The organism is Burkholderia sp. 4NA327C6, assembly GCF_005502655.1.
Taxonomy (GTDB): domain Bacteria; phylum Pseudomonadota; class Gammaproteobacteria; order Burkholderiales; family Burkholderiaceae; genus Burkholderia; species Burkholderia contaminans.
In genome coordinates this window covers 78,964-93,999 of record NZ_SCNZ01000028.1, presented here as the reverse complement: position 1 = coordinate 93,999, position 15,036 = coordinate 78,964, and the positions used below count along the sequence as shown (strand labels likewise).

Annotated in this window: 10 protein-coding genes; 3 read left to right on the top strand and 7 right to left on the bottom strand. The window is 68.5% G+C overall.

Translation table 11 applies throughout. The features are described 5' to 3' along the window. Nucleotides 1-45: 45 nt before the first annotated feature. On the top strand, nt 46-1,254 hold the full coding sequence (gene hmpA / locus FFS49_RS25850; protein WP_105815988.1) for an NO-inducible flavohemoprotein: 1,209 nt from the start codon (nt 46-48) through the stop codon (nt 1,252-1,254). 73 nt (nt 1,255-1,327) lie between these two features. On the opposite strand, the gene FFS49_RS25845 is transcribed toward hmpA, so the two are convergent. From FFS49_RS25845 to aroG, 3 genes are all read right to left on the bottom strand, one after another. Beyond that, a complete protein-coding gene (locus tag FFS49_RS25845) occupies nt 1,328-1,717 on the bottom strand; it encodes a type II toxin-antitoxin system VapC family toxin (protein WP_011351011.1) in 390 nt (129 codons plus the stop codon). Then, complete coding sequence (locus tag FFS49_RS25840) at nt 1,714-1,983, bottom strand: type II toxin-antitoxin system prevent-host-death family antitoxin (protein WP_039361367.1); 270 nt, start codon at nt 1,981-1,983, stop codon at nt 1,714-1,716. Before FFS49_RS25840 ends, FFS49_RS25845 begins: the two co-directional genes overlap by 4 nt. Nucleotides 1,984-2,106: 123 nt before the next feature. Beyond that, a complete protein-coding gene (gene aroG, locus FFS49_RS25835; RefSeq protein WP_039361366.1) occupies nt 2,107-3,180 on the bottom strand; it encodes a 3-deoxy-7-phosphoheptulonate synthase AroG in 1,074 nt (357 codons plus the stop codon). Here aroG and FFS49_RS42115 point away from each other — a divergent pair. After that, nucleotides 3,179-3,472 carry a hypothetical protein gene (locus FFS49_RS42115; RefSeq protein ID WP_171026834.1) on the top strand — a complete coding sequence of 98 codons (294 nt, stop codon included), beginning with the start codon at nt 3,179-3,181 and terminating at the stop codon, nt 3,470-3,472. The genes aroG and FFS49_RS42115 overlap by 2 nt on opposite strands. Before the next feature lie 110 nt (nt 3,473-3,582). Here the strand turns inward: FFS49_RS42115 and tldD are convergent, their stop codons facing one another. The 3 genes from tldD to FFS49_RS25820 form a co-directional block, all read right to left on the bottom strand. Further along, entirely contained in the window at nt 3,583-5,049 is a 1,467-nt protein-coding gene (tldD, locus tag FFS49_RS25830) for a metalloprotease TldD (RefSeq protein ID WP_039361365.1), read from the bottom strand. 85 nt (nt 5,050-5,134) lie between these two features. Next, nucleotides 5,135-5,962 (bottom strand): carbon-nitrogen hydrolase family protein, encoded by an 828-nt coding sequence (locus FFS49_RS25825; protein WP_105815989.1) that lies wholly within the window; start codon nt 5,960-5,962, stop codon nt 5,135-5,137. A 63-nt stretch (nt 5,963-6,025) separates the two neighbouring features. Next, the gene (locus FFS49_RS25820; protein ID WP_105815990.1) at nt 6,026-10,225 is read right to left on the bottom strand and encodes an AsmA-like C-terminal region-containing protein; all 4,200 of its coding nucleotides are present in this window, start codon (nt 10,223-10,225) and stop codon (nt 6,026-6,028) included. A gap of 227 nt (nt 10,226-10,452) precedes the next feature. On the opposite strand from FFS49_RS25820, the gene glnE reads away from it, so the two are divergent. After that, nucleotides 10,453-13,257: a bifunctional [glutamate--ammonia ligase]-adenylyl-L-tyrosine phosphorylase/[glutamate--ammonia-ligase] adenylyltransferase gene (glnE, locus tag FFS49_RS25815; protein WP_105815991.1), complete on the top strand. Its 2,805-nt coding sequence runs from the start codon at nt 10,453-10,455 to the stop codon at nt 13,255-13,257. A 117-nt stretch (nt 13,258-13,374) separates the two neighbouring features. Here glnE and recN read toward each other — a convergent pair whose 3' ends face one another. Next, complete coding sequence (gene recN / locus FFS49_RS25810; protein ID WP_105815992.1) at nt 13,375-15,024, bottom strand: DNA repair protein RecN; 1,650 nt, start codon at nt 15,022-15,024, stop codon at nt 13,375-13,377. Nucleotides 15,025-15,036 lie beyond the last annotated feature (12 nt).

Sequence of the window (15,036 nt, the reverse complement as noted above, 5' to 3'; positions counted from 1 at the left end):
ATTTTTAAAGATGTATTGTGTGTGCATGTTTAACGGAGAACGAACATGACCCACATCACCGCTGACCAGATGGCTCGCGTGAAGGCCACTGCCCCTGTCCTCGCCGTGCACGGCGCGACGATCACGAAGCACTTCTACCAGCGCATGTTCGCGCGCCATCCGGAACTGAAGAACCTGTTCAACCAGACGCACCAGAAGACGGGCAGCCAGCCGGAAACGCTCGCGAAAGCCGTCTACGCGTATGCGGCGAACATCGACAATCTCGGCGCGCTGGGTGGCGCCGTGACCAGGATCGCGCACAAGCATGCGAGCCTGAACATCCGCCCCGAGCATTACCCGATCGTCGGGGAAAACCTGCTTGCGTCGATCGTCGAGGTGCTGGGCGACGCGGTCGATGCCGAAACCCTCGAGGCGTGGCGCGTCGCGTACGGCCAGCTCGCGCAGATCCTGATCGGCGTCGAGGCCGACCTGTACGCGGGCGCCGCGTGGAGCGGGTTCCGTCCGTTCAAGGTCGAGCGCAAGGTGCGCGAGAGCGACGAGATCACGTCGTTCTACCTGACACCGGCTGACGGCGGTGCGGCGCCGACGTTCGAGCCTGGCCAGTACATCACGGTGAAGCGCTTCGTCGGCGACCTGGGCGTCGACCAGCCGCGCCAGTACAGCCTGTCCGACGCGCCGCACCGCAAGTGGCTGCGCATCTCGGTGAAGCGTGAAGCCGGCAAGCCGGAAGTCATTCCGGCCGGCAAGGTGTCGACGCTGATGCACGACGGCGTGGAAGAGGGTGCGATCGTCGAAGTGACCGCGCCGATGGGCGAATTCTCGCTGAAGCGTGGCGTCGAGACGCCCGTGGTGCTGATTTCCGGCGGCGTCGGCATCACGCCGATGATGTCGATGGCGTCGACGCTGATCGCCGAGGGCAGCCAGCGCGACGTGCGGTTCGTCCACGCTTGCCGCTCGGGCGCGGTGCACGCGTTCCGCGACTGGCTGAACGATACGGTGCGCGAGCATGCGAACGTCAAGCGCACGGTGTTGTACGAGCGGGTTGGCCCGAACGATCGCGCCGGCATCGACCACGACCTGGAAGGGCGCCTCACGCCGGAGCGCGTGCAGCAATACGCGCTCGTGCCGGATGCCGACTACTACATCTGCGGCCCGATCGGGTTCATGAAGACGCAGCGTGACGCGCTCGTCGCGCTGGGCGTCGCGCCGGAACGCGTGAATACCGAGATCTTCGGTTCGGGCGCGCTCGAGTGATGCGCGGGTGGAGGGGCTCCGGCCAATGAAAAAACCCGGCGCGAGCCGGGCTTTTTGTTGAGCGCATAGGGCGTCAGGCGCGCAGCATCAGCGTCGCGTGATAGCGCCACACTTTCGGATCGGCACTGACGAGCGGCATGCCTTCATGGAGCGCCTGCGCGACCATCACGCGGTCGAACGGATCGGCGTGATCTGGAAAATCGGGCAACGCGGCGACACCTTCGACGTGATCGCTGCTGATCGGTAACTCCGCAAAACCGGCGAGCCGAAATGCCGAGCGTGCATCACGTGGGTGAACGGGCAGATTGCCTTTGCGGTATTTGATCGCGATTTCCCAGATGGACGCGGCGCTGACGTACAGCGTGTTCTCGGGATGCTCGATCAACGCGGCGGCGGTCGCCGAAAGTTGAGGTGCGCCTTCAGCCGCCCAGAGTGCGATGTGCGTATCGAGCAGCAGCTTCACGGTGCGAGCCCCTGTTCCGAACTGACATCGAAGTCGGCCGCGATCGATTCGTCACCGGCATTGAATGCCTCGACGGTTGTCGGGATGTTCAGCCCGGCAAGCAATTGACGAGCGGCACCGATTCGCTTCGGCGCCGCGTAAGGAACGATCCGCGCAACCGGATGACCATTGCGGGCGATCACGACTTCGGACTCGCGCCCCAATTCAAGCGCTTCGACGAGGCTTGAGAGCCGCGACTTGGCATCGTGCATGTTGACGGTCGGCATCGTCGCCCCCCTGGTTAGCTAGATAACGTTAGCTAGTCTAGCAGAGCGAAATGACGACCGCACGCTGGCCGCACGGCCAATCCACCGACAGGCGGGGTCATGCGGCCAGCCTGTTTGCGTCCGTCAGTTCCCGCTGCCGCGCGAGACGCGGCGCGCCTTCACCGATTCCGCGAGGCCTTCGAGCACCTTCACGCTGTCGTCCCACGCGATGCACGCGTCGGTGATGCTCTGGCCGTAGGTCAGCTCGCAGCCTTCCTTCAGGTCCTGGCGCCCCTCGACGAGATGCGATTCGATCATCACGCCGACGATGCGGGCGTCGCCGGCTGCGATCTGGCGGCCGATGTCGGCGCACACGGGGATCTGGTTTTCGTGCTTCTTCGAGCTGTTCGCGTGGCTTGCGTCGATCATCAGGCGCGCGGCGAGGCCGGCCTTGCCGATGTCCGCGCACGCGGCGTTCACGCTGTCCGCGTCGTAGTTCGGTGCCTTGCCGCCGCGCAGGATCACGTGACAGTCTTCGTTGCCCGCCGTCGACACGATCGCCGAATGGCCGCCCTTCGTCACCGACAGGAAATGGTGCGGCTGCGAGGCGGCCTTGATCGCGTCCACCGCGATCTTCACGTTGCCGTCGGTGCCGTTCTTGAAACCGACCGGGCACGACAGCCCCGACGCGAGTTCGCGGTGCACCTGCGATTCCGTCGTGCGCGCGCCGATCGCACCCCACGAGATCAGGTCGGCGATGTATTGCGGGCTGATCATGTCGAGGTACTCGGTCGCGGCCGGCAGCCCCATCTCGTTGATCTGCAGCAGCAGCTCGCGCGCAGTGCGCAGCCCTTCGTTGATCTTGAAGCTGTTGTCGAGGTGCGGATCGTTGATGAGGCCCTTCCAGCCGACCGTCGTGCGCGGCTTCTCGAAATACACGCGCATCACGATTTCCAGTTCGCCCTTGAAGCGCTCGCGCTCCTTCACCAGCCGGCCCGCGTATTCGATCGCCGCCTTCGTGTCATGGATCGAGCACGGCCCGATCACCACGATCAGCCGGTCGTCCATCCCGTGCAGGATGCGGTGCATCGACTGGCGCGAGTTGTAGATCAGCTCGGACGCGGCTTCGGAGCACGCGAATTCGCGGATCAGGTGGGCGGGCGGCGTCAGTTCCTTGAGTTCGCGAATACGGACGTCGTCGGTGTTGTGCGGGGGCATGCTGTTTCTCCTTGGTTCCGGGCGCGGTTCGGTCAGTGCGAGTGCGCGTGCGGCAGATTCATCAATTCAGGCAATTCAGTGGTTTCGGTCGGGGCCGCGGGACCGCTGCGGCGGCGACCGGGTGGCGAAGGGCGAAAAAAAACCGCCGGGTTCGCCGGCGGTTTTTTCGGGAATTTCGGTTGCGCTTTACGCGCCATCAACCCTCTCGATCCGCCAGCGGTCTGAGATGCCAAAAAAAGTAAAAGTAAAACTTGGCGGACATGACGGAGATTCGGTTCGTCAAAAAAGTTGATTCGGAATTTATACCCGGTCGCCGGTCGGCTGGCAACCGGGACACGTCGAAAATGCGGACATTCCGCGCGTTTTCTTCAAAATGCGCGGAATGTCTGCGCCGCGATGCGGTTATGCCGTACCGCCGACCGTCATCCGGTCGATCCGCAGGGTCGGCTGGCCGACGCCGACCGGCACGCTCTGGCCTTCCTTGCCGCACACGCCGACACCCGAGTCCAGCGACATGTCGTTGCCGATCATGCTCACGTCCTTCAGCGATTCGGGGCCGCTGCCGATCAGCGTCGCGCCCTTCACCGGGTAGGTGATCTTGCCGTTCTCGATCATGTACGCCTCGGACGCCGAGAACACGAACTTGCCGTTCGTGATGTCGACCTGGCCGCCGCCGAAGTTCACCGCGTACAGGCCGTTCTTCACCGATGCGATGATTTCCTGCGGATCCTTGTCGCCGTTCAGCATGTACGTGTTCGTCATGCGCGGCATCGGCAGCGCCGCGTACGACTCGCGGCGCGCGTTGCCGGTAACCGGCATCTTCATCAGGCGCGCGTTCAGCGTGTCCTGGATGTAGCCCTTCAGGATGCCGTCCTCGATCAGCGTCGTGCACTGCGTCGGGTTGCCTTCGTCGTCGATGTTCAGCGAGCCGCGGCGGTTCGGCAGCGTGCCGTCGTCGACCACCGTCACGCCCTTCGCGGCGACGCGCTCGCCGATCCGGCCCGCGAATGCCGACGAACCCTTGCGGTTGAAGTCGCCCTCGAGGCCGTGGCCGATCGCTTCGTGCAGCAGCACGCCCGGCCAGCCCGGCCCGAGCACGACCGTCATCGCGCCGGCCGGCGCGGGGCGGGCGTCGAGGTTCACGAGCGCCGCATGCACGGCGTCGTCGACGTAGCGCGACAGCACGTCGTCGGTGAAGTAGCCGTAGTCGAAGCGGCCGCCGCCGCCGCCGGAGCCGATCTCGCGGCGGCCGTTCTGCTCGGCGATCACCGTGACCGACACGCGCACGAGCGGGCGGATGTCGGCCGCGAGCGCGCCGTCGCTGCGCGCGACCAGCACGACGTCGTATTCGCCGGCGAGGCCAGCCATCACCTGCGTGATGCGCGGGTCGCGGCCGCGTGCCATCTGCTCGATGCGCTCGAGCAGCTTGACCTTGGCCGTCGCGTCGAGCGACGCGAGCGGATCGGACGGCAGGTACAGGTCGCGGCCCGAGATGCCCTTCAGCGACGATGCCGCCTTGATCTTCTGGCGGCCGCCGCCGGCCGCCGCGATTGCTTTGGTGGCCGCAGCGGCTTGCGCGATGGCTTCCGGCGACAGGTCGTCGGAATACGCGAACGCGGTGCGGTCGCCCGCGACCGCGCGCACGCCGACGCCCTGGTCGATGCTGAAGCTGCCCGATTTGACGATGCCTTCCTCAAGGCTCCACGCTTCGCTGCGGGTCGCCTGGAAGTACAGATCCGCGTAGTCGACGCGATGCGTGAAGATGTCGGCGATCGTGCGCGTGAGCAGGCTTTCGTCGAGGCCGTACGGCGTGAGCAGGATGTCCTTCGCCAGCGCGAGGTTGCGGATGCCGGGTTCGATGATGTTCATGCGGATATCGGGGTTTCTCAAAAAGTTGTCGGGTGCTTCTGGGCAGATGGGTTGGCCGCGCGGCGTTTCAAGCGGCGCGGCGGATTCAGGTCAGCACGCGGTGCCGCCACGCGGGCAGGCTCTGGCGCACGTCGGCGATGCGCTGCGGATCGATCGCGCCGAGCACGACGCTGGCGCCCACGTCACGGACCGCGACGATCTCGCCCCACGGGTCGATCAGCATGCTGTGGCCCCAGGTGCGCCGGCCGTTCTCGTGCTTGCCGCCTTGTGCGGCCGCGAGCACGTAGCACTGGTTCTCGACGGCCCGCGCGCGCAGCAGCGTTTCCCAGTGCGCGCGGCCCGTCGTATACGTAAACGCCGACGGTACGACGATCAGCGCGCAGTCGCCCATCCTGCGATACAGCTCCGGAAAGCGGAGATCGTAACAGACCGACAGGCCGACCCGCCCGAACGGCGCGTCGAACGCGACGACCGTATCGCCCGCGCGGATCGTGCGCGCCTCGTCGAACGATTCGTCGCCTTTCTCGAAGTTGAACAGGTGGATCTTGTCGTAGCGCGCGGCTTCGTTGCCGGACGGATCGAACACGAGCGTCGTGTTGAGCACGCGATCGGGCTCCGGCGCCTTCAGCGGCAGCGTGCCGCCGATCACCCAGATACCGTGGCGACGCGCGGCTTCCGCGAGGAAGTGCTGGATCGGGCCGTCCTGGTAGGGTTCGGCGAGCGCGAGCTTGTCGGTGTCGCGGTGGCCCATGAAGCAGAAATACTCGGGCAGCAGCACGAGCTGCGCGCCTTCACCGGCGGCTTCCGCGATCAGGCGGCGGGCTTCGGCGAGATTGCGCGCGACGTCCGGCGTGCTCACCATCTGCAGCGCGGCGACCTGGAAGGGCGTGGCGGAACGGGTGTGGTCGGTCATCGCGGGATCGGTTGCGTCATAAATGGGGTGCGGCCCGGCACCGTATGCGATTCGACGCGCGGCTCAATGATTCGCCGCATCGGCCGGACCGTGATTCATCTTACCCTGATCGCCCCGCACCCGCTCGATGTGCGGGTGCGCCCACGAGCCGGTGATCGCGTAGTCGAGCGCGAACGCGCGCGACAGCGTCTCCGACAGCGCGTAGTTCGCGGCCAGCACGCCGACGCCGAGCAGCGGGTTGATGATGGCCGCCCCGATCGCGGCGGCGCCCGCGCTGATCTTCGGTGCGACGTGCGCATGGAGGTCCTGCGTCTCGGCGCCGAGATCGACCGCGCCGCGCACGGCGACGTTCGCGGGCCCCGTCATCATCGAGAAGTCGTCGGTGCGGGCGATCCCGTTCGAGATCTGGCCGGTGCCGGTGATCTTGTCGAACGGCAGCCCCTTGCCGATCACGTCGCGGAAATTCAGCGTCAGGAAGCGCGCGAGGCTCTGCAGGCTCAGCACGCCGAGCAGCTTCGCCGCGCCCGGGTCGACCTTCAGGATCTGGCCGTGTTCGAGATCGATCGCGATCTGGCCGCCGAGCGACGGGAAGTCGAGCGCGGTCGGGCCGCCGCGCCAGCCGACCTTGCCGGTCACCGAGCCATGGCCGCCCGCCAGCGTGCGCGGCAGGCCGACGCGGTCGAGCAGTGCGCCCGCGTTGCCGATGTCGAGCTTGAAGTCGAACACGGTACGGCGCGGTGCGTCGCTCTCGTCGGCACCGCGGGCGAGCGCGCGGCGCGACGTGCGCCAGTTGCCGGTCGCCGTCAGCTTTGCGTCCGGGTTCGACAGCTCCAGCTTGTCGAGCTGCCAGACCGGCGTGCCGGCTTCATCGATATTGCGCGCGTTGACGACGAGGCGGCCGATGTCGTGGTTGCGCGCGACGACCTGGTCGACGATCAGGTCGATCGACGGCATCGGGCGGTCGGTCGGTGTCGGCAGGTTCATCGCGCGGCCGACGAGATCGTGCTGCGCGCTGTCGGGCACCACGAGCTTCGCGAGCCGCGCGTTCAGCACGCCCGCGCCGTTGTGGCCGCCGCCCGGCGCCCACGACAGGTAGCCCGACACCTGGTTCGACGCGATGTTCGCCTGCCACAGTTCGTCGACGTGCGACGCGCCGATGATCACGTTTTCCCAGTTGCGCTTGAGCAGCTTCAGCGTGCCGAAGTGGAGCGCGAAACGCTTCGGCGCGAAGCTTGCGAAATCGACGCGCGGCGCGGCCTGCGGCTCCGGCGCGCGCGGCGTGTCGGGCTTCAGCGTATGGGCAAGCGCGAGCCAGGCGTCGGCGTCCAGTTCGTTGACGTCGACGGCCGCGCTCACGCCGTCCTGCGGCATGTCGGGCATCCGGTGGATGCCCATCGCGCCGCGCACCGCGCGCAGCGGCTGGCCGCGCGTCGCGTCGAGCAGGTAGGTGGCCGACACGGAGCCGAGCGTCAGGTCCGCGTGTTCGAGGCGCTTGCCGTCGGTTTGCGGCGCCGGCTGCAGTGTGAAGCTGAACGGCATCGGCGTGCCGGCCGTCTTCGCGAACGGCGCGGGGAAATTCAGCGCGACGCCGGTCAGGTCGGAGTGCGCGCTGATGTCGGGCAAGCGGCCCGGTGCGCCGCGCACGGCGACCTTGTACGGTGCGTCGCCGACCACGTGTTCGAGCAGTGCGGCGGCCGGGCCGTGCAGGTTCAGGCCGCGTGCGGCGTCAAGCGCGAGCCGGCCGTCGACGTCTACCGAGTACGGGCCGTGCGACTGGAAGTTGCCGTTCGCGCGCACCGGGCCGCCGAGGAAGCGTCCCGACAGGTCGTGCAGCGACGCGCCGGCCTCGGTGAACCGGACACTGCCGCGCAGTGCCGACAGCGGCGGCACGCCATTGGTCGTCAGCGTGTTGCCGCCGAATGCGAGTGCGCCTTCGACGTGCGTGTGCGGATGCGCGACGTGCTGCGGAATCGTGATCTTGAGCCCGAGCGACGCCGGTCCCTGCGCATCGATCCGCTGGCCGATGTGCCCGCTCATCGTGCCGAGCGAGCTGTTGTCCGCGTAGTCGATCAGGTCGGCGAGCGGGCCCTGCGCATGGCCGTCGATGATGAGCGGCGAGTGGGTCGGATTGCCGAGATCGTCGATGCGGCCGGCGACCTTCGTCAGCGCGACGCGCTTGTAGTGTGCGCGGTGGATGTCGAAGCGCAGCTTGTTCTGCGCGAGCTCGAACACGCCGTCGATCCCGTCGAGCGCCGGCCAGACGCTCGGCGTGCCGTTCGCGAGCTTGCGCGGCGGGTACGGCGTCGGTTCGAAGCGGCCGCCGGTGAACGGCGCGACGATGTGGAACACGCCGGCGTCCGGCTCGTGTTCGAACGGGAATTTCTCGAGCGGGCCACGGGCGACGATCGACGCGCCCTTGGTCACCTGGCCGTCCTGCAGCGCGTGGCCGAGATAGTCGCGCAGGTGTTCGGACATCCCGGTCGGCAGGTAGCGGGGGATGCGCGCCACCGACGCGCGGGCGAAATCGGCGCGCAGGTCGAGCGAGCCGCGGCCGTGGCCGGGGTTCGCGTACGAGCCCGACACCGCGATTTCGGCATCGGGGTTCGAGACGAGCAGGTCGGGCAGCGATACGTCGACGCGCGCGTGCTTCTCGCCGGGCGCGGGCGTGATCGTCCATTTGGCATTGCCGCGCAGGCGGTCGAACGTCAGGCGCGGCTCGTCGAATTCGCCGGGCACCGTGACGGCCGCATTGACCGTGTCGAAATGTGCAGAGCCGCCTGTCTCGTTCGCGTCGACGCGGCCCCACAGGTTCTCGACACCCGGCCAGCCGGCGCGCGGGTGGCCGCGCGGCGAGAGCCCGGGCGGCGGTTCCTGCGCCGCGAAGCTGATGCCTTGCAGGTCGCCGAGGAAGCGGTAGCGCACGATCGGCGCGGCGCCCATGCGCCGCTCCTCGTCGGCGAGGTCCGCGTGCGCGGGTTTCGCGCGTTCGACCTCGATGTGATAGTTCGACACCATTCCGCGCGGGTCGATCTTGATCAGCTCGTTGCGCAGGCGTGCCGGCAGCGGCAGGCCGCGAATGAATTCGCTGAGGATGCCGAGATCGACGCGGTCGCCGACGACGCTCAACAACTGCCCCTGGTTCGCGGTCGGCACGCGGTAGCGGGCCGTCAGCGTCGACAGCGCGAGCGAGCGGGCGAGCGGCGTGCCGTCCGGCAGCGGCGGCTGGCCGAGCTCCGCGTTGAAGCGTGTCAGGTGCAGCTTGTAGTCGTGGCCGGCGTCGAGCTGCATGTCCCAGCCGAAGCCGACCGTCGGCACGTCGAGCCGCGGCTGCGTCGGGCGCACGCGCAGCGCGACGTCCGCGCCCTGCAGGTCGCCGCCCGCCGAATGCAGGTGGCCGTCGCTGAAGGTAGCCCAGATCGCGTTGTCGATCCGGCCCGCGTGAATCGTGAGCGGCATGTCGAGGTAGCGCGCCAGCGTCTGCAGGTCGACCGGGCCCGTCGACAGGTACGCGTCGCCCGTCCAGTTCGCCGGCTTGCCGATCGGCGCGAGCGGCTTGTGCTTGAAGCGCGCACGGAAGTCGAGCGGGCCGAGCAGCAGCGTGCCGTTCGCGGGCGCCTGCAGCGCGGCCTTGTGCACGCGGCCGGTGTTGAGCACCGCGAGCCGGATGCCCGACAGCACGAGCTCCGGCGCGTCATGCTGCGCGTCGCGCCAGCGCAGCGTGCCGCCGCGCAGCACGATCGCCTCCTGGTTCAGCAGCCACGTGCCGAACGTGTCGTTGCCGCCGTGGGTGGTCCCCACGCCGACGCCCGCGATGCTCAGCGAGCCGTCGGCGGCACGCGCGACGACCAGGTCGGGCTGGTCGACGATCAGGCTCGACAGCGCGGGCGACAGCCGCAGCAGCGACATCCATGACAGCGCGGCCGTCGCATGCGGCACCGACAGCGCGACCTTGCCGTCACGGCCGCGGATCGTCAGGTTCGTGAGTTCGACGCCCGGCTGCATGCCGGACCAGTTCGGGGAAAGCTTGCCGATTGAAAGCTGCGCGTGGAGCTTGTCGGACACCGCGCGTTCGATGCGCGGGCGGAATTCGTCGATGCGGGGCAGCAGGACATAACGCAGCCCGAGGAACGCGCCGGACGCGACGAAGTAGGTGCCGATCCCGACTGCCAGCGTCACCCTGAACACGCGACGCAGGACCGGATGATCGTGCTTCGGAGGTCCCGCTTCGGGCGCAGCTACGGCGGATTCCTGACGGTCGGACATGCGGCGGACGGGCGGCGATATGGTAGTTTTGCAGACTGACGTTGAAATGTATCACACGGGTTCGTGCCGGCGGCCGTTGCGGCAGCGCGGCACGGGCTTTCCGGCGCGCGGTTTCGCGACGGGCGCACCTGCCCCGCGACGCCGCGCCGAGTCCATGGAGCCGGTCGGGAGCGGGGCGCGCGTGCGTTTCCCGTGCCGGCCGGCCGTTCCGCCAGGCCCGCTTCTCGATGACCGACGCTTCCGCCCTGATCTGCACGTCCTATTCCCGTTACCTGGCCCGAGCGGCCGCCGCGCGGCCCGCGCTGGCCGAACAGATCGCCGTGTGGGCCGCCGCACCGCTCACCCGCGCGCAGCAGGATGCGCGCCTCACCGAGCTGCTCGGCACGCCGGCCGCCGGCGCGGCTGCGCCGACCGAGGAGCAACTGAAGCGCGCGCTGCGGCAACTGCGCGCCGAGGTGTTTGGCGCGGTCGCGGAGCGCGACCTGCGCGGGCTGGCCGACGTCGCCGAAGTGACGGGCGCGATGACCGATCTCGCCGAGGTGTCGGTGCAGCGCTCGCTCGCGCTGCTGTCGGCCGAGCTCGAGGCGCTTTACGGCGAGCCGCGCGGCGCCGACGGCCAGCGCGTCGTGCTCGGCGTGGTCGGGATGGGCAAGCTCGGCGGCCGCGAGCTGAACGTGTCGTCGGACATCGACCTGATCTTCGTCTACGAGGACGACGGCGAGACGACCGGCGGCACGCGTTCGCCGTTGTCCACGCAGGAATACTTCACGCGGCTCGGCCGGCGGCTGATCGGCGTGTTGTCGGAAGTCACGGCCGACGGCTACGTGTTTCGCGTCGACATGCGGCTGCGTCCGAACGGCGATTCGGGGCCGCTCGTCTGCAGCCTCGGCATGCTCGAGGAATATTTCTACGTGCAGGGCCGCGAGTGGGAGCGCTACGCGTGGATCAAGGGGCGGCTCGTGTCGGAGGGCGAAAGCGACGCGGCGCAACGGCTGGAGTCGCAACTCGAGTCGCTCGTCAAGCCGTTCGTCTACCGCCGCTATCTCGACTTCGGCGTGATCGGCGCGATCCGCTCGCTGCACCAGCAGATCCGGCAGGAAGCCGCGCGCCGCGCGTCGATGCGGCCCGACAAGGCCGACGACATCAAGCTCGGGCGCGGCGGGATCCGCGAGATCGAATTCAGTGCGCAGGTGTTCCAGCTGATCCGCGGCGGCCAGGATGCGGAGTTCCGCGTGCGGCCGACGCTCGCGGTGCTGCGCCATGCGCAGGCGCGCGGGCTGATCGGCGAGGATGTGCGTGCGCGCCTGACCGATGCCTACAATTTCCTGCGCACGCTCGAGCACCGGCTGCAGTACCGCAACGACGCGCAGACGCACGCGATGCCGGTCGAGCCCGACGAACGCGCGGCGCTGGCCGCGTCGCTGGGCTTTGCCGACTACGCGGCGCTGATGACGGTGCTGGACGGCCACCGCACGTTCGTCGAAGCGCAGTTCGACCAGATTTTTGCCGACAAGGCGAGCGGCGCGCCCTGCGCGGCCGGCGACGACACGGCAGCCGCGTGGATCTGGAGCGGCGCGCTGGCCGACGACGGCGAGGACGACGCGCTGGTCGCGCGTCTCGACGGCCTCGGTTTCAAGGATCCGGCCACCGTGCTCGCCCGGCTGCGCGCGATCTGGCAGTCGTCGCGCTACACGGGCCTGCCGGAAAAGAGCCGGCAGCGCTTCGACAGCGTCGCGCAGCGGGCGCTCGACGCCGCGCCGAACATCGACGCCGCGCGCCGCGACGACACGATCGTGCGCCTGTTCGACCTGCTCGAGACGGTCAGCCGGCGCGGTGTCTATCTCGCATTGCTGACCGAATATCCGGCCGCGCTCGACCGCGTGCTGTCGGTGCTCGGTGCGACGCGCTGGGGCGGCGGCTACCTGATCCGCCATCCGCAGCTGCTCGACGAACTGCTCGACGACGAGGCGATCGCGAGCCCGTTCGACTGGCCCGCGTTCAAGGACGCACTGCGCGCGCGACTCGCCGCGGCCGACGGCCCCGAGCAACAGATGGACCTGCTGCGGCACGCCCAGCACGCGGAGGTGTTCCGGATCCTGCTGATCGATCTGGCCGGGCAACTGTCGGTCGAACACGTGAGCGACCGGCTTTCCGAGCTGGCCGACGCGGTGCTCGACGTGACGATCGAAGTCGTCTGGTCGCAGCTTGCGAAGCGCCATCGCGACGTGCCGAAGTTCGCGGTGATCGCGTACGGCAAGCTCGGCGGCAAGGAGCTCGGCTACGCATCGGATCTCGACCTGATCTTCCTGTACGACGACGCCGACGAGCGCTCGGCGGACGTCTACACGACCTTCACGCGGCGCCTGATCACGTGGCTCACCACGGCGACCGGGGCGGGCGCGCTGTTCGACATCGACCTGCGGCTGCGGCCGAACGGCGAGGCCGGGCTGCTCGTCACCGATCTCGACGCGTTCCGCCGCTACCAGCTGCGCGAGGGCGACGCCGCGAATACCGCGTGGGTCTGGGAGCACCAGGCGCTGACGCGTGCCCGCTACAGCGCGGGCGACGCGCAGATCGGCGCGGACTTCGAGGCGATCCGCCAGCAGGTGCTGACGACGCCGCGCGACGGCGGCGTGCTTGCGAAGGAAATCGTCGACATGCGCGGCAAGGTGTTCGCCGGCCACCCGAACCAGACCGAGCTGTTCGACTTGAAGCACGATCGCGGCGGGATGGTCGACATCGAGTTCATCGTCCAGTACTGGGTGCTGCTGCACGCGTCGAGCGATGCCGAGCTGATCCGCAACACGGGCAACATCGCGCTGCTGCGCGAGGTCGCGCGCTTCGGGTTGATGGGCGAGGACGAGGCCGAGCGGGTGGGTGCGGCGTACCGGAAGTATCGGAAGCTGCAGCACAAGCTGCGGCTCGATGGCATGGAAAAGGCGCGGGTCGATCCGGCGGTGGTGGCCGACGAGCGGGCCGCTGTCACGGCGCTGTGGGAGCGCGTGTTCGGGACGGTTGAAACGGATAGTTGAAACGGCCGTTCGACGCGGTGCGGCAGGATGGACGCGCTTGCGCCACCGGGGCCAAAAAAAGACCGGCGCGTGCGCCGGTCTTTTTGCGATCGATGAACGGATAACGGGTGGCCTGCGTCAGGCGGCCAGCATTTCCTTCGCGTGCTTGCGCGTGGTCGCCGTGATCTCGAGGCCGCCGAGCATCCGTGCGACTTCCTCGATGCGGCTGGCGCGGTCGAGTGCGACGACGGTCGACACCGTACCGCCACGGTCGTCGGCGCCTTTTGCGACCTGGTAGTGGTGATCCCCGCGCGCGGCGACTTGCGGCAGGTGTGTCACGCACAGCACCTGGCGATCGCGCCCGAGCTGGTGCAGCAGGCGGCCGACCACTTCGGCGACGCCGCCGCCGATGCCCGTATCGACTTCGTCGAAGATCAGCGTCGGCGTCGGGCTTGCCGCGCTGGCGATCACCGCGAGCGCGAGGCTGATCCGCGCGAGCTCGCCGCCCGACGCAACCTTCGCGAGCGGCCGCAGCGGCACGCCGGGGTGCCCGGCGACCCGGAATTCGACCTGCTCGAGCCCGTGCGGGCCGCCGTCGGCGAGCGGCACGAGCGCGACTTCGAAGCTCCCGCCCGCCATCGACAGTTCCTGCATGCCGGCCGTGACGGCCGTGCCGAGCGCCTTGGCGGCCTGCGCGCGTGCCTTGGACAGGTGTTTGGCGTCGGCGAGATAGGCTTCCCGCGCCTTGGTCTGCGCCGCCACGAGCGCGCCGAGATCGGCCGCCGCATCGAGTGCGGCGAGCTGCGCGCGGCGTGCCGCGTGTTCTTCGTGCAGCGTGTCGGGCGGCAAGCGGAACTTGCGGGCGGTCGAGTGCAGCGCATCGAGACGCGTTTCGACCTGCGCGAGCCGTTCGGGATCGAGATCGACGCGCTGCGCATAGTGCTGCAGCGAATAGACGGCTTCCTGCAACTGGATCTCGGCCGGTTCGAGCGACGCGAGCGCGTCGCTGAGCGAGGTGTCGTAGTCGGCGAGGCTGCGCAGCTTCGACACGATCGCGCCGAGCTGCGCGAGCATCGCGTCGTCGGACTCGGACAGCGCGTTAAGCGCACCGCGCACGCCTTCGATCAGGTTCGCCGAATGCGACAGGCGCTTGTGCTCGTTGCTGACTTCGTCCCATTCGCCGGCTTGCGGCGCGAGCTTGTCGAGTTCGGCGAGCTGCCAGGCGAGCTTTTCGCGTTCGAGCTGCAGCTCGCGCTCGTGCGCTTTGGCTGCCTCGATCGCCTGCGTCGCGTCGCGCCACACGCGCCATGCGCGCGCGACGTTCGCGGCATCGGCGACGAGGCCCGCGTGCGTATCGAACAACTCGCGCTGCGCATCGGGCCGCATCAGCAGCTGGTGCGCATGCTGGCCGTGGATGTCGACGAGCATTTCGCCAAGCTCGCGCAGCTGCGCGAGCGTCGCGCTGGTGCCGTTGATGAACGCGCGCGACCGGCCGTTCGCATCGATCACGCGGCGCAGCATCACGGTGTCCTCGGTGTCGAACGCGTGTTCGTCGAGCCAGCGCGCGACGCGGTCGTGCGGCGTGAATTCGGCGGTGATGTCGGCGCGGCTGCAGCCGGTGCGCACGACGCTCGCGTCGGCACGTTCGCCGAGCGCGAGGGCGAGGGCGTCGATCAGGATCGATTTCCCGGCGCCGGTTTCACCGGAAAAGACGGAAAAGCCGCTGTCGAATTCGAGATCGAGCGCGGCGACGATGACGAAGTCGCGGATCGAGAGGTGGCGGAGCATGATGTCGGGCAG

Excerpts from the sequence above, each read along its gene's own strand:
- hmpA (WP_105815988.1), top strand. The coding sequence starts at position 46 with ATGACCCACATCACCGCTGACCAGATGGCTCGCGTGAAGGCCACTGCC.
- FFS49_RS25840 (WP_039361367.1), bottom strand. The coding sequence starts at position 1,983 with ATGCCGACCGTCAACATGCACGATGCCAAGTCGCGGCTCTCAAGCCTC.
- FFS49_RS42115 (WP_171026834.1), top strand. The coding sequence starts at position 3,179 with ATGCTGTTTCTCCTTGGTTCCGGGCGCGGTTCGGTCAGTGCGAGTGCG.
- aroG (WP_039361366.1), bottom strand. The coding sequence starts at position 3,180 with ATGCCCCCGCACAACACCGACGACGTCCGTATTCGCGAACTCAAGGAA.
- tldD (WP_039361365.1), bottom strand. The coding sequence starts at position 5,049 with ATGAACATCATCGAACCCGGCATCCGCAACCTCGCGCTGGCGAAGGAC.
- FFS49_RS25825 (WP_105815989.1), bottom strand. The coding sequence starts at position 5,962 with ATGACCGACCACACCCGTTCCGCCACGCCCTTCCAGGTCGCCGCGCTG.
- FFS49_RS25820 (WP_105815990.1), bottom strand. The coding sequence starts at position 10,225 with ATGTCCGACCGTCAGGAATCCGCCGTAGCTGCGCCCGAAGCGGGACCT.
- glnE (WP_105815991.1), top strand. The coding sequence starts at position 10,453 with ATGACCGACGCTTCCGCCCTGATCTGCACGTCCTATTCCCGTTACCTG.
- recN (WP_105815992.1), bottom strand. The coding sequence starts at position 15,024 with ATGCTCCGCCACCTCTCGATCCGCGACTTCGTCATCGTCGCCGCGCTC.